The sequence below is a fragment of the Paenibacillus timonensis genome (assembly GCF_022427145.1).
Lineage (GTDB): Bacteria > Bacillota > Bacilli > Paenibacillales > Paenibacillaceae > Fontibacillus > Fontibacillus timonensis.
In genome coordinates, this window is the sequence record NZ_JAKSXN010000075.1 from 1 (window position 1) to 22608 (window position 22608).

The 22608-nt window shown below is 54.6% G+C and carries 20 protein-coding genes and 1 tRNA gene; 16 read left to right on the plus strand and 5 right to left on the minus strand.

The annotated features are described in order from the left end of the window. Nucleotides 1-149 precede the first annotated feature (149 nt). Nucleotides 150-1898 (minus strand): biosynthetic-type acetolactate synthase large subunit, encoded by a 1749-nt coding sequence (ilvB, locus tag MJ257_RS21775; RefSeq protein ID WP_240271219.1) that lies wholly within the window; start codon nucleotides 1896-1898, stop codon nucleotides 150-152. Nucleotides 1899-2018: 120 nt separating this feature from the next. Here ilvB and MJ257_RS21780 point away from each other — a divergent pair, with 120 nt between their 5' ends. Further along, nucleotides 2019-4073 (plus strand): LuxR C-terminal-related transcriptional regulator, encoded by a 2055-nt coding sequence (locus MJ257_RS21780; RefSeq protein WP_240271220.1) that lies wholly within the window; start codon nucleotides 2019-2021, stop codon nucleotides 4071-4073. Nucleotides 4074-4121: 48 nt separating this feature from the next. Here the strand turns inward: MJ257_RS21780 and MJ257_RS21785 are convergent. Both MJ257_RS21785 and MJ257_RS21790 read right to left on the minus strand, forming a co-directional pair. Continuing rightward, nucleotides 4122-4195, minus strand: a tRNA-Gly gene (locus MJ257_RS21785). An 83-nt stretch (nucleotides 4196-4278) separates the two neighbouring features. Beyond that, a complete protein-coding gene (locus MJ257_RS21790) occupies nucleotides 4279-4620 on the minus strand; it encodes a PilZ domain-containing protein (RefSeq protein ID WP_240271221.1) in 342 nt (113 codons plus the stop codon). 208 nt (nucleotides 4621-4828) lie between these two features. Between MJ257_RS21790 and MJ257_RS21795 the strand changes: the two genes are divergently transcribed. From MJ257_RS21795 to pstA, 4 genes are all read left to right on the plus strand, one after another. Continuing rightward, nucleotides 4829-6250 (plus strand): stalk domain-containing protein, encoded by a 1422-nt coding sequence (locus tag MJ257_RS21795; protein ID WP_240271222.1) that lies wholly within the window; start codon nucleotides 4829-4831, stop codon nucleotides 6248-6250. A gap of 25 nt (nucleotides 6251-6275) precedes the next feature. Next, nucleotides 6276-7136 carry a phosphate ABC transporter substrate-binding protein gene (locus tag MJ257_RS21800; protein WP_240271223.1) on the plus strand — a complete coding sequence of 287 codons (861 nt, stop codon included), beginning with the start codon at nucleotides 6276-6278 and terminating at the stop codon, nucleotides 7134-7136. 71 nt (nucleotides 7137-7207) lie between these two features. Continuing rightward, nucleotides 7208-8158: a phosphate ABC transporter permease subunit PstC gene (pstC, locus tag MJ257_RS21805; RefSeq protein ID WP_240271224.1), complete on the plus strand. Its 951-nt coding sequence runs from the start codon at nucleotides 7208-7210 to the stop codon at nucleotides 8156-8158. A 3-nt stretch (nucleotides 8159-8161) separates the two neighbouring features. Next, nucleotides 8162-9043, plus strand: a complete 882-nt coding sequence (gene pstA, locus MJ257_RS21810; protein ID WP_240271225.1) for a phosphate ABC transporter permease PstA — start codon at nucleotides 8162-8164, stop codon at nucleotides 9041-9043. A gap of 86 nt (nucleotides 9044-9129) precedes the next feature. On the opposite strand, the gene MJ257_RS21815 is transcribed toward pstA, so the two are convergent. Then, on the minus strand, nucleotides 9130-9642 hold the full coding sequence (locus tag MJ257_RS21815; RefSeq protein WP_240271226.1) for a glutathione peroxidase: 513 nt from the start codon (nucleotides 9640-9642) through the stop codon (nucleotides 9130-9132). Nucleotides 9643-10173: 531 nt separating this feature from the next. On the opposite strand from MJ257_RS21815, the gene MJ257_RS21820 reads away from it, so the two are divergent. From MJ257_RS21820 to nikC, 6 genes are all read left to right on the plus strand, one after another. Then, nucleotides 10174-11163 carry an ABC transporter ATP-binding protein gene (locus tag MJ257_RS21820; protein ID WP_240271227.1) on the plus strand — a complete coding sequence of 330 codons (990 nt, stop codon included), beginning with the start codon at nucleotides 10174-10176 and terminating at the stop codon, nucleotides 11161-11163. Then, nucleotides 11160-12155 (plus strand): ABC transporter ATP-binding protein, encoded by a 996-nt coding sequence (locus MJ257_RS21825; protein WP_240271228.1) that lies wholly within the window; start codon nucleotides 11160-11162, stop codon nucleotides 12153-12155. The genes MJ257_RS21820 and MJ257_RS21825 overlap by 4 nt, the downstream gene beginning before the upstream one ends. Before the next feature lie 533 nt (nucleotides 12156-12688). After that, on the plus strand, nucleotides 12689-13990 hold the full coding sequence (locus MJ257_RS21830) for an IS1380 family transposase (RefSeq protein ID WP_009226929.1): 1302 nt from the start codon (nucleotides 12689-12691) through the stop codon (nucleotides 13988-13990). Nucleotides 13991-14198: 208 nt separating this feature from the next. Continuing rightward, on the plus strand, nucleotides 14199-15863 hold the full coding sequence (locus MJ257_RS21835; protein ID WP_240271229.1) for an ABC transporter substrate-binding protein: 1665 nt from the start codon (nucleotides 14199-14201) through the stop codon (nucleotides 15861-15863). A gap of 39 nt (nucleotides 15864-15902) precedes the next feature. Next, nucleotides 15903-16907, plus strand: a complete 1005-nt coding sequence (locus tag MJ257_RS21840) for an ABC transporter permease (protein WP_240271230.1) — start codon at nucleotides 15903-15905, stop codon at nucleotides 16905-16907. A 12-nt stretch (nucleotides 16908-16919) separates the two neighbouring features. Beyond that, nucleotides 16920-17819: a nickel transporter permease gene (gene nikC / locus MJ257_RS21845; RefSeq protein WP_240271231.1), complete on the plus strand. Its 900-nt coding sequence runs from the start codon at nucleotides 16920-16922 to the stop codon at nucleotides 17817-17819. A gap of 254 nt (nucleotides 17820-18073) precedes the next feature. On the opposite strand, the gene MJ257_RS21850 is transcribed toward nikC, so the two are convergent. Then, the gene (locus MJ257_RS21850) at nucleotides 18074-18607 is read right to left on the minus strand and encodes a YbhB/YbcL family Raf kinase inhibitor-like protein (RefSeq protein WP_240271232.1); all 534 of its coding nucleotides are present in this window, start codon (nucleotides 18605-18607) and stop codon (nucleotides 18074-18076) included. On the opposite strand from MJ257_RS21850, the gene MJ257_RS24925 reads away from it, so the two are divergent. The 5 genes from MJ257_RS24925 to MJ257_RS21875 all read left to right on the plus strand — a co-directional run bounded on the left by MJ257_RS24925 (nucleotide 18606) and on the right by MJ257_RS21875 (nucleotide 22466). Further along, nucleotides 18606-19274 (plus strand): GntR family transcriptional regulator, encoded by a 669-nt coding sequence (locus MJ257_RS24925; protein ID WP_270406989.1) that lies wholly within the window; start codon nucleotides 18606-18608, stop codon nucleotides 19272-19274. The genes MJ257_RS21850 and MJ257_RS24925 overlap by 2 nt on opposite strands. Before the next feature lie 123 nt (nucleotides 19275-19397). Further along, nucleotides 19398-20348 carry an L-lactate dehydrogenase gene (locus MJ257_RS21860; RefSeq protein WP_240271233.1) on the plus strand — a complete coding sequence of 317 codons (951 nt, stop codon included), beginning with the start codon at nucleotides 19398-19400 and terminating at the stop codon, nucleotides 20346-20348. Between the two features lie 176 nt (nucleotides 20349-20524). After that, on the plus strand, nucleotides 20525-21112 hold the full coding sequence (locus MJ257_RS21865; protein ID WP_240271234.1) for a GNAT family N-acetyltransferase: 588 nt from the start codon (nucleotides 20525-20527) through the stop codon (nucleotides 21110-21112). Between the two features lie 93 nt (nucleotides 21113-21205). Further along, complete coding sequence (locus MJ257_RS21870; RefSeq protein ID WP_240271235.1) at nucleotides 21206-22072, plus strand: alpha/beta fold hydrolase; 867 nt, start codon at nucleotides 21206-21208, stop codon at nucleotides 22070-22072. After that, nucleotides 22038-22466, plus strand: a complete 429-nt coding sequence (locus MJ257_RS21875; RefSeq protein ID WP_240271236.1) for a DUF1801 domain-containing protein — start codon at nucleotides 22038-22040, stop codon at nucleotides 22464-22466. Before MJ257_RS21870 ends, MJ257_RS21875 begins: the two co-directional genes overlap by 35 nt. Nucleotides 22467-22608 lie beyond the last annotated feature (142 nt).

Below are 22608 nucleotides of genomic sequence, written 5' to 3' on the forward strand. Positions count from 1 at the left end.
AATTCTACAACTAATTCCGCCCGAACACGCTGCCAAATGAGAAATTGCGAAAAATAACGGTATGTTTTCCACTTCGTTCCGTTCCCGTGAGACAAAATCGAAAAAGGACTGCAGGTTTTCCAGCGAATTAATCCCCACCCACCGATGAATCACGACTCGCCTACAATCATATCTTCCAGTGCTTTGCCTTGGGGCACCATCGGGTAGACCAGTTCGTCCCGGTCCACCACGAAATCGATCAGAACCGGGCCCGGAAGGCTTAACGCTTCCATCCAGGCTTTTCGGGCTTCCTGCTTGGTCTCCGCCCGAAGTCCCTTCACACCGTAGGCTTCCGCCAGCTTCACGAAGTCGGGGCTGCCCGACAGATCGATGTGACTATGCCTTCCCTCGTAGACGAGCTCCTGCCATTGCTTGATCATCCCCAACGTACGGTTGTTGATGACGGCGATCTTGACGGGGATTCCGTGGAGCGCGCAGACGGCTAATTCCTGCGAGCACATTTGCATCCCGCCGTCGCCGTTCACCGAAATGACCGTCCGCCCGGGGTTGCCGATTTGCGCCCCGATCGCGGACGGGAAGCCGAAGCCCATCGTACCGAGTCCGCCGGAAGTGATCAACGTGCGGGGCCGGTTAAACCGGCCAAACTGGGCAGTCCACATCTGATGTTGGCCGACGTCGGTCGTGACAATGGCTTCGCCGCCGGTCAATTCGGCCATCTGCTCGATGACGTATTGCGGCTTCAAGCCGTCCTTTTGATCGCGGTAACGCAGCGGGTAAGCGCTGCGAATCCGTTCCAGTTCGCTTAACCAACCGTCTGTCGGTTTGCCGGGCGCGGTCTTCGCTTTCGCTTCGTCTCCCTCCAGATTGAGTTCATCAAGCAAAGCGGTCAAAACCGCCCGGGCATCGCCAATGACCGGTAAGGAACTGGGCACGAGCTTGTCAATTTCCGCCTGATCGATGTCGATGTGGGCGATGACCGCTTGCCGGGCGAATCCATCCGGACGCATCGTTAGCCGGTCGTCAAAGCGGGAACCGACGGAAATCAGCAAATCGCAGCCGAGGATCGCTCGATTGGCGGCGACCGTGCCGTGCATGCCTGCCATGCCGAGGGCCAGCGGATCCAACGTCGGGAAGGCGCCGATGCCTAGCAGCGTCGTGGCGACGGGGATCCCTGCCCCTCGTGCGAGCCGTGCCAGCTCCGCTTCGGCGCCAGCATGAATGACGCCGGCGCCCGCGACGAGCAGCGGCCGTTTCGCCCGGCGGATCGCCGCGGCCAATTCCCGAACGGCGGCTGAAGAGACCTCCGGCGCCGGGCTATAGCCCCGGACGGATACGTCGTCCGGGTAAATGAATTCAGCTGTCGCTGCAGATACATCCTTCGGGATATCAACCAGCACCGGACCTTTCCGTCCGGAATTTGCCAAGTAAAAAGCTTCCCGCAGGATCCGCGGCAAATCCTCCGGACTTCGCGCCATATAGCTGTGCTTGGTTACGGGTTGAGTCATTCCGAGGATGTCGGCTTCTTGGAACGCATCGGTGCCCAGCAAGGATGTGGCCACATTGCCGGTGATCACGACGAGCGGAACGCTGTCGGCGTAGGCGGTGGCGATCCCGGTGATCAAATTGGTCGCCCCCGGGCCGGAAGTCGCCAGGCATACCCCGGTTTTCCCCGTCGATCTCGCATAGCCGTCGGCAGCGTGGATCGCTCCTTGCTCATGGCGGGTTAATAGGTGGTTGAAATCCGGATTCCCGTGCATGGCGTCATAGATGTAAAGAACAGATCCTCCAGGGTAGCCGAATACGCATTCTACCCCTTCCAACAGCAGCATCCGCAGCAATATTTCGGAGCCGCTGACCACTTCCCGGCGCAGCAACCGCTCGCGATCCAGTTTTTTCATATCGATCTCCCCTGTTTTTTCAATAACGGTATCACGCCGGCCTTGGGGAGGGCACTACCCATATCGTTACAATGGTAGTATACTTTTGGCTAAACTTGCGTTGGAACGGAGGTTGTATGAATGGAGACATTCCGCGATGCGGTCGGCCGGCTCGCTGAGGAGGAGTTCGTTGGCCGGGAAAGAGAGTTGGCCGCCTTTAAGGAGCGTTTGCGGCAAAACCCGGGTTCCGGGGGGATACTCAATGTATACGGCACGGGAAGGATCGGCAAAACGGAGCTGCTCACCCGTTTTCGGGCCGAAGCCGAACAGGCCGGGTCGTTATTCAAGCGGGTTGATTTGCGGGAGACGATGGGACAAACGACCTTGTTTCTGCAGACCTTAACCAGCTTGTTAGGCATCAACCGGGAAGGTGCGCAGGCCGCGCTAGACATAAGGCAACTGGCGGAAGAGCTGAACGCAGCGGCGGCCGGCGGCGGGAAGCTGGTATTGGCGCTCGATCAATATGAAGCGGCCGGGAGCGTGGATCAATGGTTGCGCGAGGAGTTTTTTCCTTTGCTCCGGGCGGATACCATCCTCGTGATCGCAGGCCGACATCCGCTGGGCGGTGCCTGGATGCTGTCTTCCGTTTGGCGTAAATGGATCCTGCCGCTCCCGCTGGACGGCTTTACTCGCGATGAAGTGAAGTGTTACCTTAAACGCCGCGGGATCGTGGACGAGCCGAAGGTTGATCGACTATGGCTGGCCACCGCCGGTCACCCGCTTTCGCTGGCGTTGCTGGCGGAGGAGGAGGCGCTTAAGGACGTGGAGGGGCCGTACGAATGGGATGTACGTAGTTCCTTTGAAGAGCTGCTTCAATCCTGGCTTCAGGAAGTCCCGGGGGATACGCTGCGGGCGCTGGTGTATGCCGCGTCCGTACCGCGTTACTTTGATCTGGACTTGCTTCAGGCGATGCTGGGGGCTCCTTTTACAGGTGAAGCCTTCGACGGGTTATTAAAGTTATCTTTCATCAGACCGGCCGGACGCGGATGGGAGATGCATGAACTCGCCCGCAGTCTGATCAGCAGATCGTTGCGGGAGCGCCAGCCGGATACGTATAGCGACTATCGGTCCCGTGCCGCGGAAGTCCTCTCCGCACGGATTCGGGCAAAGGCGGCCGGGGGAAATGAAGCGGCCAAGGAGGTGCACGAACTCATCGGCCTGACAGGAAATCCCATCATGCGGGCGCATTTCCGATTCAACCGAAACTCGAAAAATTATTGGGAGGCGGCCAAGCCGGAAACGGTAGAGGAGGCGAAACAATACTTGGAGAGGAGGAGAGCCGATTGTCGGCCGTCCCGGATTTCCTGCTCGGATACGGAGACGGGCTGTTTATTCCAGTATGAGCTAACCGCGACGCAGAGCCTGTACCGCCTTGAGGGCTGGGAGCCGGAAACGCTGCTCGCGCTCGAAGAAGATGCTTTGCGGCTGCTTCGAAATCCTGAAGGGGACGTAGTGGGTGTGGCGGCGATGCTATCGATTCGTCCGGATACGGCGGAATACTTGCTTCGCAACCCGGTTTCGGGGCCTTATTTCCGGGCTAGGCCCGAAGAGCTTAAGGGCGCAATCGGGCATGGCAAAGCAACCGCGAGATTCGTGTTTGCCATCGACGTCTTCGACCCGGAGCAAATCGAGCTGCGTTCCGATACCGTTAATCTGATGATGGAGCATATTCAAGCGGGAACGCTGCTGATCGCCTCACCGCCGGCCTTGCCTTTCTATCTGGACTCCCATCGAAGCTTAGGTTTTACGCTCGTCCCGGATTTGCCGGAAACGCACCGTTTTGGCGGCTATACGGAAGCGGCGGTCTTCCGGCTGGATACCCGTGGCCGCAAATGGGGGGCTTATCTGGAGCAGATCGCGGATTACCGGGTCTCGGCCGATAGCGGAGGCACCGCCGACACTCCGGACGCGCCGGACGCGGGTCAGCCGGATCGGGCCCGTTTCGGCTTCACGCCGCGCGAATGGGAAGTGGCCGATGCCCTGGCTACGGGGGCATCCAATAAAGAAATCGCCGCCCGGCTGTATATCAGCGAGGCGGCGGTGAAGAAGCATATCAATGCGATGTTGCAAAAAACGGGTTTCCGAAACCGGACCCAAATCGTCATGGCCGTACTAAAGTCGGCCTCTTCCGGATAAATCAAAAAAACCCTTTGTGACCAAAGGGTTCGAAGATTAAAAAGGTTATGGAGCGGGTGAAGGGAATCGAACCCTCGCCTCAAGCTTGGGAAGCTGGCGTTCTACCATTGAACTACACCCGCAAAAGCTAAGCAAGAAATATTATACCGCCAACCAAGACAAGAATCAAGCCCCGCCATAAATTACCGGCCGGGGCATTTTGTTATTACTTTACGATGATTCTTCGGGCCGCCGCCATCCCTCGCAACTCGATGTTTAGGGTCTCCTTCTCTTCGTCGTTAAGCTCCAAAAGTAATCCGTAATGATGGTTTGGGGGTTCAAGCTCCTTCTGCCAGCGGATCTCCCCCGGCAAGGTGCGAATCTCTTCGTTTAAGCATACATGCAGAAGGATGCGTATGGCGTGGGATGACGCGTACAAATCAAGCTCGGTACGAACCCGGCAACCCGATTTGCTGATATCGATTAGATCAATCTGCGCGGGTTTGCAGGGCAGCGCCTGCCCGTCGATGGACAAGATTTCGAGCGATGCCGCAATCGGCGGATTCAAGGAGTAACGGAAAGGTTCGGCTCTTCTAGTGGTCGTCATAAATTAGATTATAGCGAAAAATGTCGAGTTGAACACGTTTTTTGGATCGATCCGGGGCGAAATTTTTTTTACATTTTTACATAGCCTTACAATCTACGAGAATTGATTTAACAATTGTATACGACAATCAAATCGTAGTTACATATGCCAATATAAAAGGGTGAAATGAATGAAGATGAGTAAGGTTTTGGGGATGATACTGGCCTCCGCGGTCGTGGCGACGAGTGCGATGGCGTCAAGCGCGGCAGCCGAAGCCGGCCAAAAGCCGACCACGGCTAAAACCGGCGCAAGCCAGCTGAAAGTGGTGAACCAAAGCGTAGTAATCGACGGCGTCAAAGTGACGTTGAAAACCGTGTCGGTCAATAAAGCGGTCTTGTACTCGCTTCGTGATCTGGCCGGCGGGTTGGGGGCAACCATCAAACAATCCGGCGCTGAATTGACCGTGACGGACAGTTCGGGGCAACATGCGGTCACTTTGAAAGCCGGTTCCAAAGGGTACCGGGTCGACGGAGTTAACGCCCAGTTTACAGTTGCTCCGCAGTCCGTGCAAGGTTCGCTTTACGTAGAGCCAGCCGCGCTTGTCCAAGCCTTGGGAGGCGAAGTGCTTCCGGGGTCGGGGGAGCTTCGCAGCACGGCGCGCTTGAGCGGCCAATTCTCCACTCCGTGGTTTGACGCAGCCGGTAATGTCATCGTCAGCCAAGATGATGCCGAAACCGTACAGCTGTTCAAATTGGGGAACAACGGACAATCTGAAATCTTCTCCGATAACGGGAATGTCCTAGGGGCAGCCTTGTCGCCCGACTTTACTACCGCCGCCTTTACGGATCAAAACGGCGCTTTGTTCTTGATGAATACGGGCAACGGCACGGTCAAGCAGCTTGGTACCGACACCTCGGTGAAGACGGATTTGACCTGGTCAGCCGACGGCAAGAAAATCTACTTCATCCAAGGCGATAAACAGGAAAAAATCGCATACATAAGCCTGGATACCGCGAAAGTGACGGAAGTGTTGGCCGATAAAGTCGAGAATAAAGCCGAGGTGCAGGTATCCCCGGACGAAAAGAAGCTGGTGTATTTCGTTAACGTGACCGGCAAAGCCGAAACGGATAAAGAAGGCACGGAGGAATCGCTGACCATTGATTATTCCAAGGCGGGGACTCAAGCCTACTCGCTGGAGCTTGGCAAGAAAGATGCCAAACCGGTGCAGTTGACGAAGGAGCTGGACAACAAGCTGTATCTGTCCCTGCTGCCGGATGGCAGCGCGGCCTATATCAGCGCAGATCCGGACGGGGCAACCGAGGGCAGCGTGCTGAAGCTCATTTCGGCGGACGGCACGAAGATCAGCAATCTGGTCGCCGACGTTGACGTTATCTCGAGCCATGTCATTAACGGCAAGCTGGTCATTCTCGCTGAGGATGCGAACGGAAGCCATTTGTTCGAAGTTGCCGCAACCGGTGCAAAAACAGAGTTGTACGGCACGAAAGCGTCCGTCTCCGAATGGGCATTGGCGAAGAATGGATCGATCGCGCTCATCGTTGACGGCAAGGTGATCTTGGTTCAAAGCGGCAAGTCGACGGAACTGACAAAATAAACGATTTCGGAAGGGGCTTATTTGAATGAACTGGTTGAAAAAATTATCTCTGGTCGCAGTGGCATCGGCCGTGCTGTTGTCGACTACGATTTCGGGGTCCGCTTGGGCGAAAGACGAGCTCAAAGGCAAAATTACGGTAAACGGCTCGACGGCTCTGCTGCCGCTGACGCTGCAAGCCGCCAAGGAGTTCCAGAAACTGCATCCAAAGGTGAAGATCGCCGCGTCGGGCAAAGGCTCCGTCACCGGCCCGCAAGCCGTGAAGAAGGGAATTGCGAATATCGGCGCCTGCGACTGGGATGCCAGCACGGACGTTCCCGGCTTTAAAGCATTCGACGGGCAAGTTGCCAATAAAGTTGCGGTCATTCCGTTCGCTACGATCGTCAACAAAAGCGTGAGCGTCGACAATTTGACGACCGAGCAGCTGAAGGGGATTTTCGCCGGAAAAATCACCAACTGGAAAGAGGTTGGCGGCGACGACGAAGACATCGTGGTCATCACGCGCTCGTTCGGTTCGGGCACGCGCGTCAACTACCAAGCGAAGGCGCTTGGCGGCGGGGATATCGTGAAAAAAGAAAAGAACTACAAGGAAGTGGGCTCCAGCGGCGACATGAAAACGGCCGTAGCCACGACGCCAAACTCGATCGGCTACATCGATTTGACGTATATCAGCGGAAAAGACATCAAAGCCGTGAAGCACAACGGAGTTGAAGCCACGGTGGAGAATGTCATCAACGGTAAATATAAAATTTGGTCGTATGGCTATTACATGACCAAGGGGCAACCAACTGGCGCGACGAAAGCATTTATCGAATACGTTCAAAGCAAGAAGTTCCAGGAAGGCTCCCTGAAAAAATTGAAGTTCATTCCGATTTCGGCAATGAAGTAAAGAAGAAGCTAGCATGAACCCGGCCAGCCCTACAAAATACGGGGCTGGTCTTATGCATGGGAGGAACCAGGGTGAATCTACCTGCTCAACATACCGCATCACACGCCGGAACGGCTTCCAAAGTCCAGCGCGACCCGCATGGTCTAACGGCCGGAAATAAACGGGCACGGCTGATGGACCGGCTATTCAAAAACTATTTTTTGTTCAGCATATTGGCGTTATGCCTCGTTCTAGCGATGGTCGTTTTCTTCATCGGCCGGACAGCGATTCTAACCTTCGGGGATGTTTCGCTCGCTGAATTTTTCTTCTCCTTCGATTGGACGCCGGAGGAGGACCGGTTCGGCGCTGCCTTGTTTATCGTCAACACGTTGTCTTTGACCGCGTTGACCATGATCATCGCTGTTCCGATATCCGTGGGGATGGCAATCCTGATCGCGGAAATTGCTCCAAACTGGCTCCAAAAAATCATTCGTCCGCTGTTGGACCTGCTGGTTGGGATTCCGTCGATCGTGTACGGTTATCTCGGGTTGACGGTCCTTCTCCCGATGCTCCGCGAGCTGAGCGGTGAAGGCTTAGGGGACGGGCTGTTGGCCGCGGCACTGGTGCTGACGATCATGATCCTGCCGACGATCAGCCGCATCAGCGACGATGCCATCTCGGCAGTGCCGAAGAAGTATCGCGACGCCTCCTATGCGCTCGGCTCGACCCGGCTGCAGACCATTTTCAAAGCGGTGCTGCCGGCGGCCGGACGCGGCATCATTGCCTCCGTCATTTTGGGGATGACCCGTGCCATCGGCGAGACGATGGCCGTGGTGATGGTGATCGGCAATACGCCGCAGCTGGCGAAGTCGCTGTTTGCTCCGGCTTCGGTGCTGACCAGCAATATCGTGATGCAAATCTCGAACGTGGAGTTCGAATCGACATGGAACTACAGCTTGCATATGATGGCGTTTTTGCTGCTGCTCATTTCCTTTGCGCTGATTCTGCTCATCCGCTTCGTCGGTCGAAAGAGAGAGGTGTAAACCATGAACGGGTTTCAACGATCCCGAAACCATACCCGCTCTTTGCTGTGGGACCGCGCAGCCACCGGCGTTTTTTACGGATTAGGGGCGGCGATCCTGTTGCTGATTGCTTGGTTGCTGTTCACGATTCTGAGCAAGGGGCTGCCGCAGATTTCCTGGGGGTTCCTGATCAAGCTGCCGGAGGAAATCGATGCCGGCGGCGGCATCGGACCGATGCTGTTCAACTCCTTCTACGTCCTGTTCCTATCGCTTCTGATCTCGATCCCGATCGGCGTCGGCGCAGGGATTTATATGGCGGAGTACGCGCCAAACAACCGGTTTACGGAAGTGCTGCGCATCTGCGTGGAATCGCTGTCCTCTGTGCCGTCGATCGTCTTCGGCATGCTGGGCTTGGCGATTTTCGCCGAATATTTCGGAATCGGATTAACGATCCTTGGCGGAGCGGTCAGCTTGGCCTTCCTTAACCTGCCTATGCTGGCCCGGGTAACGGAAGAAGCGGTACGCGCCGTGCCGAACGATCTCAGAAACGGGGCTTACGCGCTAGGCACCACGCATTTTCAGGCGATCCGGACCGTCGTGATCCCCGTGGCGATGCAGGCCATCGTCACCGGCATATGTCTTGTGGCGGGCCGCGCTTTCGGGGAATCGGCCGTCATCATCCTGACCGCGGGGCTCAGCACTTCGGGAGAAATGTGGGACTTCAATCTGTTCTCCCCCGGGGAGACCTTGGCCGTCCATCTTTGGTACGTCCAATCGGAGGCGATCGTGGAGGACGCCCGGGAAATCGCCGATAAATCGGCCGCCGTCCTCGTGTTTGTCGTGCTGTTGATCAATTTGGTGTTCCGCGTGCCGCTATGGTTCAACAACCGGAAGTTAAAAAAATGACGCCAAACGCGGAAGGAAAACCTAAAAAGCCGCCGGAGCAAAATGCTCCGGCGGCTTTTGACTGTATGCGCAGGAATGTCGCAAGCTTAGAGGCTTGCCGGCGAACCGGACAGCAGCGTCCGAAGGTCTGGCTCGATTTCCGCGGGCTCGGTGCGGGCACCGTACCGCTTGACGATCGCGCCCTCCCGGTCCACGAGGAACTTCACGAAATTCCATTCGATATCGCCGGTGTCGTAAGGATCTGGCGTATGCTCCCGCAGATACCGGTATAACGGGTGAGCTTGCTCCCCGTTTACGTCGATTTTGGCGAAGAGCGGGAAAGTGACTTGATAATTCATCTCGCAAAACGCCTTGATCTCCGCCTCGGTCCCGGGCTCCTGTTGGGCGAACTGGTTGCAAGGGAAGCCAAGGACGGAGAAGCCTTGGTTCTTATATTCACTGTACAGGTGCTGCAGACCGGCAAAATGCGGAGTCAACCCGCAGGCGCTGGCGGTGTTGACGATCAGCAGCACTTGGCCGCGGTAAGCGGCAAGCGTCGTCGCTTCGCCCGTGATGGTCCGGACCTCGATATCGTAGATGCCCTTCGGCTCTAAACTCATAACATCACCTCTCGCAAGATTTGATAACGTTTACCTTCATTCTACTCCAAATGTTCCCAATATTTCAAATTTAAATAGATTGCCCGAAGAATAGCTGTCATAGATATGACATTAAGAAATTTTCTATTGTCTATCCGGTTGAAATGCTGTAAAGTAACTTATCAAATAAACCTATTTCTCTTATGTGTCAGTAAACTTAACACTTCAATTGACCGTAGTTCGATTAATCGTCACTTTTAGCGAAAAAACGGCAATAAAAATGTGATTTATCATATATCACTCCATTCGATGCCTTCGATCAAACTCTCGCTTTAACTAGTTGCAGTAAGGAAGCGGAGATATACATTCGTCCGCTCTGACGAGACAATTCGACAGTGTTCGAGGGCTCGTAAACTAGAGCCGGATGGCCCATTTTTAGCTTGTCGCTTTAGCGAATCACAGCAAGGTAGAGTAATTGCACATTTGTCTTTTATTGGTGGACATTGTCGAAACCGCGATAAAATCCATTTTTTCAGGAAAAGAGGCTGTAACATGATTCAACCCATTTTGCAGATTAAGGATTTGCACACCCACTTTTTTACCGATCGAGGCGAAATCCCTGCGGTGGACGGCGTGAACCTGTATGTGAATCCCGGCGAGGTGCTTGGCGTCGTAGGCGAATCCGGCTGCGGTAAAAGCGTAACCTCCTTGTCGATTTTAAAGCTGATCCCACAGCCGCCCGGGAAAATTACCGGCGGGTCGATCGAGTTCAAGGGGCAAGACATCGTTCCGATGAAGGAACGGGAAATGCGGGCGATTCGCGGCAACTCGATCTCCATGATTTTTCAGGAGCCGATGACGTCGTTGAATCCGTTATTTACGATTGGCCAGCAGATCGGGGAGACGGTTCGGCTGCACCGGGGGCTAAGTAAAAAGGAAGCGCGAGAGCATACGATCGACATGCTGACAAAGGTAGGCATCCCAAGGCCGGAAGCTATCATTGATGAATATCCGCACCAACTGTCCGGCGGGATGAGACAGCGCGTGATGATCGCGATGGCCATCTCCTGCAATCCGGAGCTGCTGATCGCCGACGAACCAACCACGGCGCTCGACGTGACCATCCAGGCACAGATCCTCGATCTGATCCGGCGCCTGAACGAAGAGAACGGCACCGCCGTGATGATGATCACGCACGACCTTGGGGTCGTCGCCGAAATGTGCCACCGGGTCGCCGTCATGTACGCCGGTAAAGTCGTGGAGGAAGGCAGCGTGCGGGATATTTTCAAAAATCCGCTGCACCCCTACACCCAAGGGTTAATCAAATCGGTGCCGCGTATGGATGAGGAACGCAAGCGTCTGTTCTCGATACCGGGTAACGTGCCGATCTTGAACACGCAGATGAAGGGCTGCCGTTTTGCCGAACGTTGTCCGCACGCGATGCCGCTTTGCCTGGAACAATTGCCTGAGCTCAAGGAATACGAAGCGGCGCACAGTTGCCGGTGCTGGCTCCATGAAACGCCACAGGAGGAAGTCGTATGAGTGAACCATTACTGCAAGTCGAGCATTTGAAAAAATACTACCCCATCGGGGGCGGATGGTTCGGCAAGTCAGAGCAATTCGTTAAAGCGGTCGACGACATCTCGTTTACGGTGCAGAAGGGCGAAACGTTTGGATTGGTGGGGGAAAGCGGCTGCGGCAAATCAACGACCGGCCGTTCCCTGCTCCGATTGATCGAACCAACCGGCGGGAAGGTGATGTTCGAAGGGGAGGACATCACGGCCTTGTCGCCGGAAGCGCTGCGCCGGAAGCGCAAGGAGATGCAGATCGTGTTCCAGGATCCTTTCTCCTCGCTGGATCCGCGCCACACCGTACAGCGCATTCTCGAGGAACCGCTGATCGTTCACGGCGTAGGCAATGCCAGGGAGCGCCGAGCCATGATCGACCGGTTGATCGACGTCGTCGGACTGACGCAAAGCCATCTACAGCGTTATCCGCATCAGTTCTCCGGCGGCCAGCGGCAGCGGATCGGCATCGCCCGCGCGTTGTCGCTGCAGCCGAAGCTGATCGTCGCCGACGAACCCGTCTCGGCGCTCGATGTGTCGATCCAGTCGCAGGTCGTGAACCTGCTTCAGGATCTGCAGGAGGAATTCGGCTTGACGTACATTTTTATCGCCCACGATTTAAGCGTCGTGAAGCATATTTGCGACCGGGTCGCGGTGATGTATCTCGGCCGGATCGTCGAAATTGCCGACAAGCACAAATTGTACTCGGCGCCTCAGCATCCATACACGCAGGCGTTACTATCCGCGGTTCCGGAGCCTGATCCGGACAAGAAGACGGAGCGGATCATCCTGCAGGGCGAAGTGCCCAGCCCGGCCAATGCGCCGGTCGGCTGCGCGTTCCATACGCGGTGTCCGATGGCGATGGACGTCTGCCGGACGCACCGTCCTGAGTTGGCCGAGACGGATGCGGACCATTTGACGGCCTGCCACCTGTTCACGGAAGCGAAGACCGCAGGAAGCGCGAGTTAGGCTTCGTGATCCAAGGATGACGTTAGGTTTCGAGCACCGAGAAGGTTGGATGAAGCTAGGGAGTGAGTAGCGGAGCGTAGCTGGAAGCTACGTGAGCAACGGAAGGACCGGCTGAATTCAAGATTCGACGCCGATGATGCTTCACTTGACTAGCTTCGTGATCGAAGGATGACGTTTTGAACTACCCTTTCAATAAAGGTTCAAAAGGTTAGGTTTCGAGCACCGAGAAGGTTGGATGAAGCTAGGGAGTGAGTAGCGGAGCGTAGCTGGAAGCTACGTGAGCAACGGAAGGACCGGCTGAATTCAAGATTCGACGCCGATGATGCTTCATCTGACTAGCTTCGTGATCGAAGGATGACGTTTTGAACTACCGCTATGGTTTATAGCTGGGAATTAAGCCCGGCTTCTTATAAACAAGAAATTATCCTGAATTTCGAAAGTATCGCTTCTTGAAAATATGAAAAGGGCTCCGAATCTTTGGTAGAATGGTGTTTACTTGGAACACTACACCCAAAGAGAGGAGCACCTTATAGGTGAAGTCTACCACAACGATCAGCAAAATTAAAACAGAATTTTCACTACAAAACGCAACGAGCTGCGGCGGCATCAAAATCTTCCTGGCCTTTCTCGAAAAAATCAAACTGCCGGAGGCGATGTGCAGCCTCTCCGGCGGCAAAGCGCGCAACTCCCTCTTCCCCGTTTACCGTATTCTGCTCTATCTCATCGTTGGCTGGATGCTTGGCTGCGAACGGATTTTTCATTTCCGTCGTTTGCAAAGCGACGTGCTGCTGAGGCGCTTTCTCGGCGGCCGCTGCCCGCATCACAGTCTGTTGTACAAGGAATTGATCCGGCTTGGTCGTTTCTGTCCCTCTCTGGTTAACGAACTGCGGAGGCTGAATCAAGAGATCATTCGACCCTGCTTGCCACCTGAGCTGATTCTCGATCTGGATTCCACGGTAGAGACCGTGTATGGCGATCAGTCCGGCGCGGCCAAAGGCACAAATCCACACAAGCCCGGGCGTAAGAGCTATCATCCCCTGCTTGCCTTTGAAGGCCAGAGCCGACTAAACTTGAACGCCGTGCTTCGACCGGGCAATACGCACTCTTCCACCGATGCGGCCGACTTCCTGCGGCAAACCTTTAGACTGCTCGACGAACACAAAGTGAAGTACGCAAGGTTCGACAAAGGCTTTGGCGGTGAAGATTTTTACAGCTTGTGGGAGCAGCACCACATCGGCTATGTCGGCAAGCTGAAATGGACCCAGCGGCTGGCCAAGGAAGTTGGGGCTTGTCGTTACTGGACGCGATATGTCGACGAAGAGTGGATCATCGAAGGTATTTGCTTGATCTACCAAGCGACCTCCTGGAACAAGGCGCGTCGTGTAGCGATCATCCGTAAGGCGCAAGTGTTCGAGGAGGGCCAAGGCCGCATTGTATTCGATTCGGACTGGCAGTACGAAGCCATGGTGACTAATCTGGAATGGGAACCGATCGATTTGTGGCGATTCTACAATCAGCGCTGCTGCATGGAAAATTACATTAAGGAAGCCAAGAACGGGTTTTCCATCGATCGCATTGCGACAGGTGATTTCAAAGCCAATGGTCTGGATCTGCTGATCAAGCTGCTGGCCTACAATTTGTTCGAGCGCTTCAAACGTGACTGCTGTGAGCCAGTCCATCAAGGCTATACGATTGCCCGGTTCCGTCTGGAATTCTTTTATTGCGCCGCAACGCTCATTCGGCATGGTCGCTCTATCCTACTCAAGCTTGCGAGGGACTTTCCCAGCCGTTATGTCTGGAAACGAATCGAGGTTCGAGTGGCGCAGTTAGAATAATGATAAGCAAAATTTTACATGGAAATCAGGACTGCCTCTTCATTGGGGAGGGGGAAAGACCATCTGCCGCAAGCTTCCGTCTCCACTAAAACATGGGAAACCCCCACCTTTTCACTTCTTAAGTCGCCATTGCTTTAGCATCTTGCATTGATCTTATGCACTTTCGAAATTCAGGATTATATATCGTGATTCAGAAGGGAGCCACAATATGAAAGCAAAAAGATGGAGCAGTGTCGTTTTAGTCATGATGCTTAGCGCGGCCGTAGCCCTTACGGGTTGCGGAGGCAACAACAGTGCCGGTGGCGGCAACACCGGCGGAACGAATGCGGGGACGAATACGGAAGCGAACGCTCCGGCTGATTCTGCCCAAGACACCCTGATTGTCGGTCGCGGCGGGGATTCCGCTTCCCTGGATCCGGCGATCGTAACCGACGGGGAATCGCTGAAAATCGCGCACCAAGTTTTCGACTCCCTGCTGGAGTATAAGGAAGGAACCACAGAGGTTCAGGGCTCGCTGGCCGAGAGCTGGACGGTCTCCGACGACGGGTTGAAATACACCTTCAAGCTGCGTCAAGGCGTGAAGTTCCATGACGGCACGGATTTCAATGCCGACGCTGTCGTATTCAACTTCAACCGCTGGACGGATCCGAAAAGCGAATTCAAATTCGAAGGCGACTCCTTTGACTACTACGATTCCATGTTTGGTCCGGACGGCAAACGCGTCATCAAAGAAGTTAAAGCCGTTGACCCAAGCACCGTAGAATTTACGCTGAATCAACCGCAAGCGCCGTTCCTGCAAAACCTGGCCATGACCTCCTTCGGGATCGCCAGCCCAACGGCCATCCAAGAGAAGAAGGAAAACTTCAAGAACGAACCGGTCGGCACAGGTCCATTCGTATTCAAAGAGTGGAAACGCAACGACTCGATCACGCTGGAGAAGAACGCCAACTACTGGAAGGAAGGGCTTCCGAAGCTGAACAAAGTGATCGTTCGCTCCATCCCGGACAACTCCGCGCGCTTCAACGCCTTGCAAAGCGGAGAGATCGATTTGATGGAAGACTTGAGCCCGGACGATTTGGCGACGCTGGAAGCCAACCCGGATCTGCAGAAGATCGAACGTCCTTCCAACAACGTAGGTTACGTCGGCTTCAACACGAAGAAAGAACCGTTTAACGACGTGAAAGTGAGACAAGCGCTGAACTATGCCGTCGACAAGCAAGCGATCATCGACGCTTTCTTCGCCGGCCAAGCGGAACCGGCCAAGAACCCGATGCCGCCGTCCCTGTGGGGCTATAATGACAGCATCACCGATTATGAATATGATCCGGAGAAAGCGAAATCGCTGCTAGCGGAAGCGGGTTATCCAAACGGCCTGCCGGGCGAATATGTCTTCTATGCGATGCCGGTATCCCGTCCTTACATGCCGGACGGCAAGAAAGTTGCCGAAGTCATCCAACAGAACTTCGAAGCCGTTGGCGTGAAGGTCGTCATCGAATCCCCGGAATGGGCTACTTATCTGGACGACGCGCAAGCCGGCGAGAAAGACGATCTGTACATGCTCGGCTGGACCGGCGACAACGGGGACCCGGACAACTTCCTGTACACGCTGCTGGACAAAGACGCGATTCCGTCCAACAACTACAGCTACTATGCCAACGACGAGCTGCATGAATTGTTGGTTGCGGCGCAAAAAGAAACCGAGCAATCGAAACGCGAAGAATTGTATAAGCAAGCCCAAGAGATTATCAAAGCTGACGCACCGTGGATTCCGCTCGTGCATACGACGCCGCTCCTGGCAGCTAAAGCGAATCTGAAGGGTTATGTTCCGGCGCCGACGGGTACGGAGTACTACAGCAACATCTATTTCGAATAACAGGCGGTATCTTAACGCCTCTGGCAGGTGAACCTCATCTTGAAAGCTTATGTTTTGAAACGAATACTCATCATGGTTCCTGTCCTGATCGGCATGACGATTATCGTGTTTTCCATTATTCATGCGATTCCCGGCGATCCCGCGGAAACGATTCTAGGGCAGAAGGCGACCGAGCAGTCCAAAGAGGCGCTTCGCGAGCAGCTGGGCCTGAACAATCCGTGGTATCAGCAGTATTTCACGTATATGGGGGATTTGCTGAAAGGTGATCTGGGGCAATCGATCCGCACGAGAGTGCCGATTGCCCAGGAAATCACTCCGTATCTGGCGGCAACGGCCGAATTAACCGTGGCAGCCATGGCGTTTGCGATATTCTTTGGCGTGAACGCCGGCATTATCAGCGCCTGGAAGCAAAACTCTTGGTTCGATTACATCTGCATGCTGATCGCGCTCATCGGGGTATCGATGCCGATCTTCTGGTTGGGTCTTATGGAGCAGTGGATCTTCTCGCTCAAATTGCATTGGCTGCCTTCGATCGGGCGAATGAATCAACGGGACCCGGTAGAAGCGGTCACCAATCTGTATCTGATCGACAGCCTCATTGCGGGCCGATGGGATCAATTATGGACGGTGTGCAAGCATCTGGTCTTGCCAAGCGTGGCGCTGGGCACGATTCCGATGGCGGTCATCGCCCGGATGACGCGCTCCAGCATGCTCGAGGTCATGAACTCGGATTTCGTTCGGACGGCCAAAGCCAAAGGATTATCGCAGTTTATCGTCGTGTATAAGCACGCGCTGAAAAATGCGTTCATTCCCGTACTGACGGTCATCGGCCTGCAAACGGGCGCGCTGCTTGGCGGCGCGGTCCTGACCGAAACGATCTTCGCATGGCCCGGCGTGGGACGGTACATTTACGAGGCGATCAGCTCTCGTGACTATCCGGTCATTCAGTCCGGAATCCTGATTATCGCATTTCTATTCGTCATCATCAATCTGATCGTGGATTTGCTGTACGCAGCGGTCGATCCGCGCATCCGTTACCGGTAAAGGAGGGAAACCATGGCACAGGCATCTACGGCAACACCCAACGGAAATACCTCCATCCCGGCCGAGAAGGTTTCCGGACCTTGGCGCGATGCGTGGAGAGCGTTCCGCAAAAATAAAATCGCGATGGTCGGCCTCATCATGCTTGGGTTCTTCATTCTGATCGCGCTGCTGGCTCCGGTCATCGCCCCTTATGAATACGACACGCAGGTTTTACGTGACCGATTGAAAGCCCCGTCTTCGGACCATTGGTTCGGAACGGACGATCTGGGACGCGACCTGTTCACCCGCGTATTGTACGGGGCCCGCATTTCCTTGTGGGTGGGAACTTTTTCCGTCGTGGGGTCGATCATTCTAGGGACGTTGTTCGGTATCTTGGCAGGTTTCTATGGCAAATGGATCGACATGGTGATCTCGCGCTTGTTCGATATTTTGCTGGCGTTTCCGAGCATTTTGCTGGCGATCGCGATCGTGGCCATTCTCGGCCCGTCCCTGCAGAACGCGTTGCTCGCCATCGCCATCGTCAACATTCCGACGTATGGCCGGTTGGTCCGGGCGAAGGTGCTCAGTTTGAAAAATGAAGAGTATATCACCGCTGCGCGGGCCATCGGAATGAAAAACAGTGCGATTCTGCTGCGGCACATCCTTCCCAACAGCTTGACGCCGATTATCGTGCAAGGCACGCTGGGGATCGCTACGGCGATTATCGAAGCGGCCGCGCTTGGCTTCCTCGGTCTTGGCGCGCAGCCGCCAACGCCGGAATGGGGCAAGATGCTATCCGACTCGCGGCAGTTTATCGCCACCGCTCCGTGGACGGTGGTTTTCCCGGGGATTTCGATCATGCTGACCGTCCTTGCCTTCAACTTGATGGGCGACGGCTTGCGCGACGCGCTTGATCCGCGGATGAAGAGTTAAGTTTTAAGCCCAATAAAAAGGTACCCTCTTTCTAAACGCTTTGGAATAAGTGTTTAGCGGAGGGTACCTTTTTTCATTTAAGTTTGTTATTTTTGCGTGTCCCTTTGATCTTGCTTCCACAGCCGCATGTCATCGTGTGTTTCTAATGCCTTATGGTCTGTTGGCACTTGGGGCATATCATTTGATGGAACGGATCATTAAATTTCACCGCTTCTTCCATGTTATCTTCTCCTAAGACCCAATAACAGCCATGGTTATTTCATTTCCCCTGTAGCCATGAGCACGGCTCTCCCCAGCGTATGGCTTTGCATGGTGAACCCCAAGAGAGCAGGTGTGGCATTCGGGTCGACACCGATATTCTCAACATCCAGAGCATGAACGACAAAATAGTAGCGATGAGGACCATGTCCCGCTGGAGGCGCCGCACCGATAAAGCATTCAAGACGTAAATCGTTTGGCAGTTGCCGTGCGCCTTGCGGCAGTTGCGTGCCTTGCTCATCGCCTGCACCTGTCGGTATTTCGGTGACATTGGCAGGAATGTTAATCACAGCCCAGTGCCATAAACCCGAGCCGGTAGGGGCATCGGGATCGTAGGCAGTGATGGCGTAGCTTTTTGTGCCTTCTGGTGCACCCGACCATTTTAAATGAGGAGAAAGATCTCTCCCGCCCTCCACTCCTGACATACCTGAGAAATGATGAGGCGGCAGAGGAAAACCGTCCATAATATCATTACTCGTAACGTGGAAAACGTCGACTTCGGGCAGCGTCGCAAATGGGTCGTTATTCATCAAATCATACCTCCTTGGTTCGTCTACATTATGCGAAAATGTTACGAAGAAACTGAAGTCGGATATCCTCTCAGGACAATATGAACCGGGATTCCCCTTAATCGTTTCAGAATTAGCCAAAAGTTTCGAGGTTTCGGTTGCGGTGGTTCGAGAAGCGCTGACCCGGTTGGCATCCCAAGGCCTTGTCTCTCAAAATCCGAACCACGGATTCTCCGTGAAGACGGTGTCGGAAGAGGAATTGAATAGCATCGTAGAGGCGCGTTTACTCAATGAATCCGCTGCCTTGCGACAGTCCATCGCTCATGGCGATCTCACGTGGGAATCCAATGTGATCGCCATCCATCACAAATTGTCGCAAACAGTAGAGTACGAGGATGTGGATCAAAAGCAGATCGTTCGGGAAGAGTGGTCGGATATCCACCGACAATTTCATCATGAACTTATCTCCGCCTGTCCGAATCAGGTTTTGCTGGATATTTGCAGACGTCTTTGGGATCTGAGCGAATTTTATCGGCATTACTCGGTCCCGCAGCAATCCAATCGAGATGGCCGCGCAGAACATAAAGCATTAACCGATGCCGTGCTAACCCGTAACACCGATCTGGCCGTTGATATTTTGGGGAAGCATATTCAACTGACGGTCGATCTCGTGTTAAAGCACCGATAATGGGATATTGGCTGCGCTCTCCCGGCAGTTTTTTCGTGTGCAGTGCCTAATATACGGGTCCATGGTTTGCGGGTATAATTTAGGCGTAAGATAAAGAGGATGGCAGGATGAGGAGGCGGCGGGATGGCCAAGAAAGCAAGAAAGGTGACGATCGTCGGGTCCGGTCTGGTCGGCACGGCTTGCGCCTATTCCATGATCAACCAATCGATCTGCGATGAGATCATGATGATCGACCGGACGTATGACCGCGCGGTCGCGCATGCGCTGGATTTATCGCATTGCATGGATTTTACGCAAGCTCGCACGAAAGTATCGGCCGGCCGGCTGGAGGACTGTCGCGACATGGACGTCGTTGTGCTGACGGCGGGAGCCAATCCGAAGCCGGGACAAACACGGCTGGACTTGTTGGAAGAGGCGGAGAGCATTACGCGGGATATCGTTAGCCGCATTGTGGGAGGCGGGTTTGACGGCGTTTTTGTCGTGGCCGCCAATCCGGTGGATATCGTGACGTATATCGTACGCGAGGTATCGGGGTTTCCGCGGAATCGCGTAATCGGCACCGGGACTTCGATCGATTCGGCTCGCCTGAAAACGCTGCTGTCGGAGGTGTTTTCAATCGACCCGCGCAGCGTTAACGGTTACGCGATGGGCGAGCACGGCGAATCGCAGTTTGTCGCCTGGTCGCATGTCACGATTGGCGGGAAGCCTCTGCTGCACATTTTGGAGCAGCATAAGGAACGATTCCGTCACGTTAACTTGGACGAAATCGCACAAAAGACCAAAGATGCGGGTTGGGAGATTTTTACGCGAAAAGGGAACACCCAATTCGGCATCGGCAATGCGCTGGCTTATATCGTGCGTTCCATCTTGAATGATGAGCATAAGATCATTGCCGTCTCCGCGGTGTTGGAGGGCGAATACGGGCAGACGGGCGTCTGCACCGGCGTGCCCGCCATCATCGGGGACGGGGGGATCGAGGAGGTGCTGGAGCTGAATTTGACCTGGGAGGAACAGCGCAAATTCACGCATTCCTGCGATATCCTCAAGACGGCGATCGCCAGTCTGCACATTTAATGCAAGGCTGCCGCGTTAAGCGGCCCCAGGAGCATCGGTCCACATGGATCGGTGCTCTTTTTCGTTAATCGGTTCCGGGAAGGAGCGTCAGTTCATCCTCCAGAAGGTTCTACAGGCATACCTCCTCATTATATAGTAGAAAAAAACGCAGGAGGCTCTGAATGATGGGGGACTTCGTGATATCGAACTTAGCGGAGCTGGGGGACGAGGAAGTCAGGCAAGCGGCTGATATTTTTGTGGAGGGTTTTTACGACTCGCTGCGCTATTTCTCTGCCGACCCTGGTAAGCTGGCGAAGGCGCTGGTGCACGCGATGGTCAAGGAACAGTTTTTCGTTGCGCTGGAAGAGGGGAAGGTGCAGGGAATCTTTGCTTATTCAGCGGGACGGAAACGCCCTTTCCGGTTTCACCGGGCGGTGCTCCGGCGCGAGCTTGGCTGGCTTAGGGGGACCTTGTTCTATAACTTAGTTCGGCAAGAGTTGGAAAAGCCATTGGAATTGGCGGATCGCCAATGCTATTTTGAGGCGGTCGCAACGGCGAAGGAAGCTCGGGGGCGGGGGGTGGCCAGCCGGCTGAACGACGAGCTCGTAACCCGCTTGGGATATGAGGATTATTTTCTGGAGGTCGTCGACACCAATACCGCTGCAATCCGGTTGTACGAGAAACTGGGTTACGTCGAATTTCGGCGAAAGCCGCAGCGCTGGTTTCGGAAGCAGGTCGGATTCAATGCCCGGATCTATATGAGATGGATGCAAAGCAAAGGTTGATATCTAGATGGATGAAGATGGGAAAATTAGATCTATACAGGAACATACATTCGATTTATGATGTAAGAAGAAGATGCAAAGGAGAGTGGTTGTATGCCTTATTGCAAGGTTAGCCAAGGGGAATTGTACTATGAAGAAATCGGTTCAGGCCACCCCATTGTGTTGATTCACGGGTTTACGCCTGATCATCGGCTGATGAGCGGCTGTATGGAACCGGTGTTCCGCGAACGGACGGGGTGGCGGCGAATCTACCTTGATTTGCCGGGAATGGGCCGCTCTCGCGGTTATGCGGATATCGAGAGTACGGACATGATGCTGGAAGCGGTATTGGAGCTGATCGACAAGCTGGTTCCGGAATCGCGGTTTGCGGTTGCCGGCGAGTCGTACGGCGGATACTTGACGAGGGGAATCATTGCACGTAATCCCGAACGGGTCGAGGGGGCCGCGTTCATTTGTCCAATGATCGTGCCGGACCACGACCGACGAGATCTGCCGATACATAAAGTCATGCATGAGGATCCTGCGCTGAAGGTTGAACTGCAACCTGAGGAGTACGAGGATTTCCGCGCGATGGGAGCTGTCTTGACTCAACACACCTGGACGCGGTATGCCAACGAGATCGTACCCGGATGCCGTCTGGCGGATGCAGCTTTTTTGGACAAGATCCGGGCGCGGTACGGGTTTTCTTTTTCGGTCGACCTAGAAGAGTTTGGCGCTCCTTCGTTATTCCTGCTCGGCAGGCAGGATGCGGCGGTCGGTTATGCGGACGCGCTCCATCTATTGGAACAGTACCCTCGCGGCACGTTTGCCGTCATGGATCGGGCGGGGCACAACTTACAGATTGAACAAGAAGGCGCGTTTAATGCGTTGATGAACGAGTGGCTGGACCGGATTGAGGAAGCCAGGGATAAGGAGTTGCTCCGGAATGTACGAGTTGAAGACCAAAGAAAACGACAATAACGTCATCGAATTCATCGAACAGATAGCCGATGCCAAGAAGAAGGAGGATGCCTACCGGTTACTGGACGTCTTTACGGAAACAACCGGGTGCCCGGCCCGTATGTGGGGCACCAGCATCATCGGATTCGGCTCCTATCATTACAAATACGCCTCCGGCCATGAAGGGAATGCGCCGTTGGTTAGCTTCTCGCCTCGGAAGGCGAAGATCAGTCTTTATCTCGCGCCGGACGATCCCGGTCGGGATGCCCTGCTCGAATCGTTCGGGAAGCATACTCAAGGAAAGGGATGCGTCTATATCAACAAGGTCAGCGATATCGATGTGGACGTGCTGCGTACATTGATCCGGGAATCGGTCGAGCTGCTCCGGCGGTTATATCCGAACGATGGCAAATAGCCGGTAATTTCCGCTTAACTATTGTGCGAGACGGTGTGGGTATCGGGATGGTGATGGGGCGGGGCGAATAGGGTAGCCAAGAGGTTTTGTTCGAATTGTATGCGAGAAATCGAATAGAATTTGCTTGGTTGCGGCACTTTTG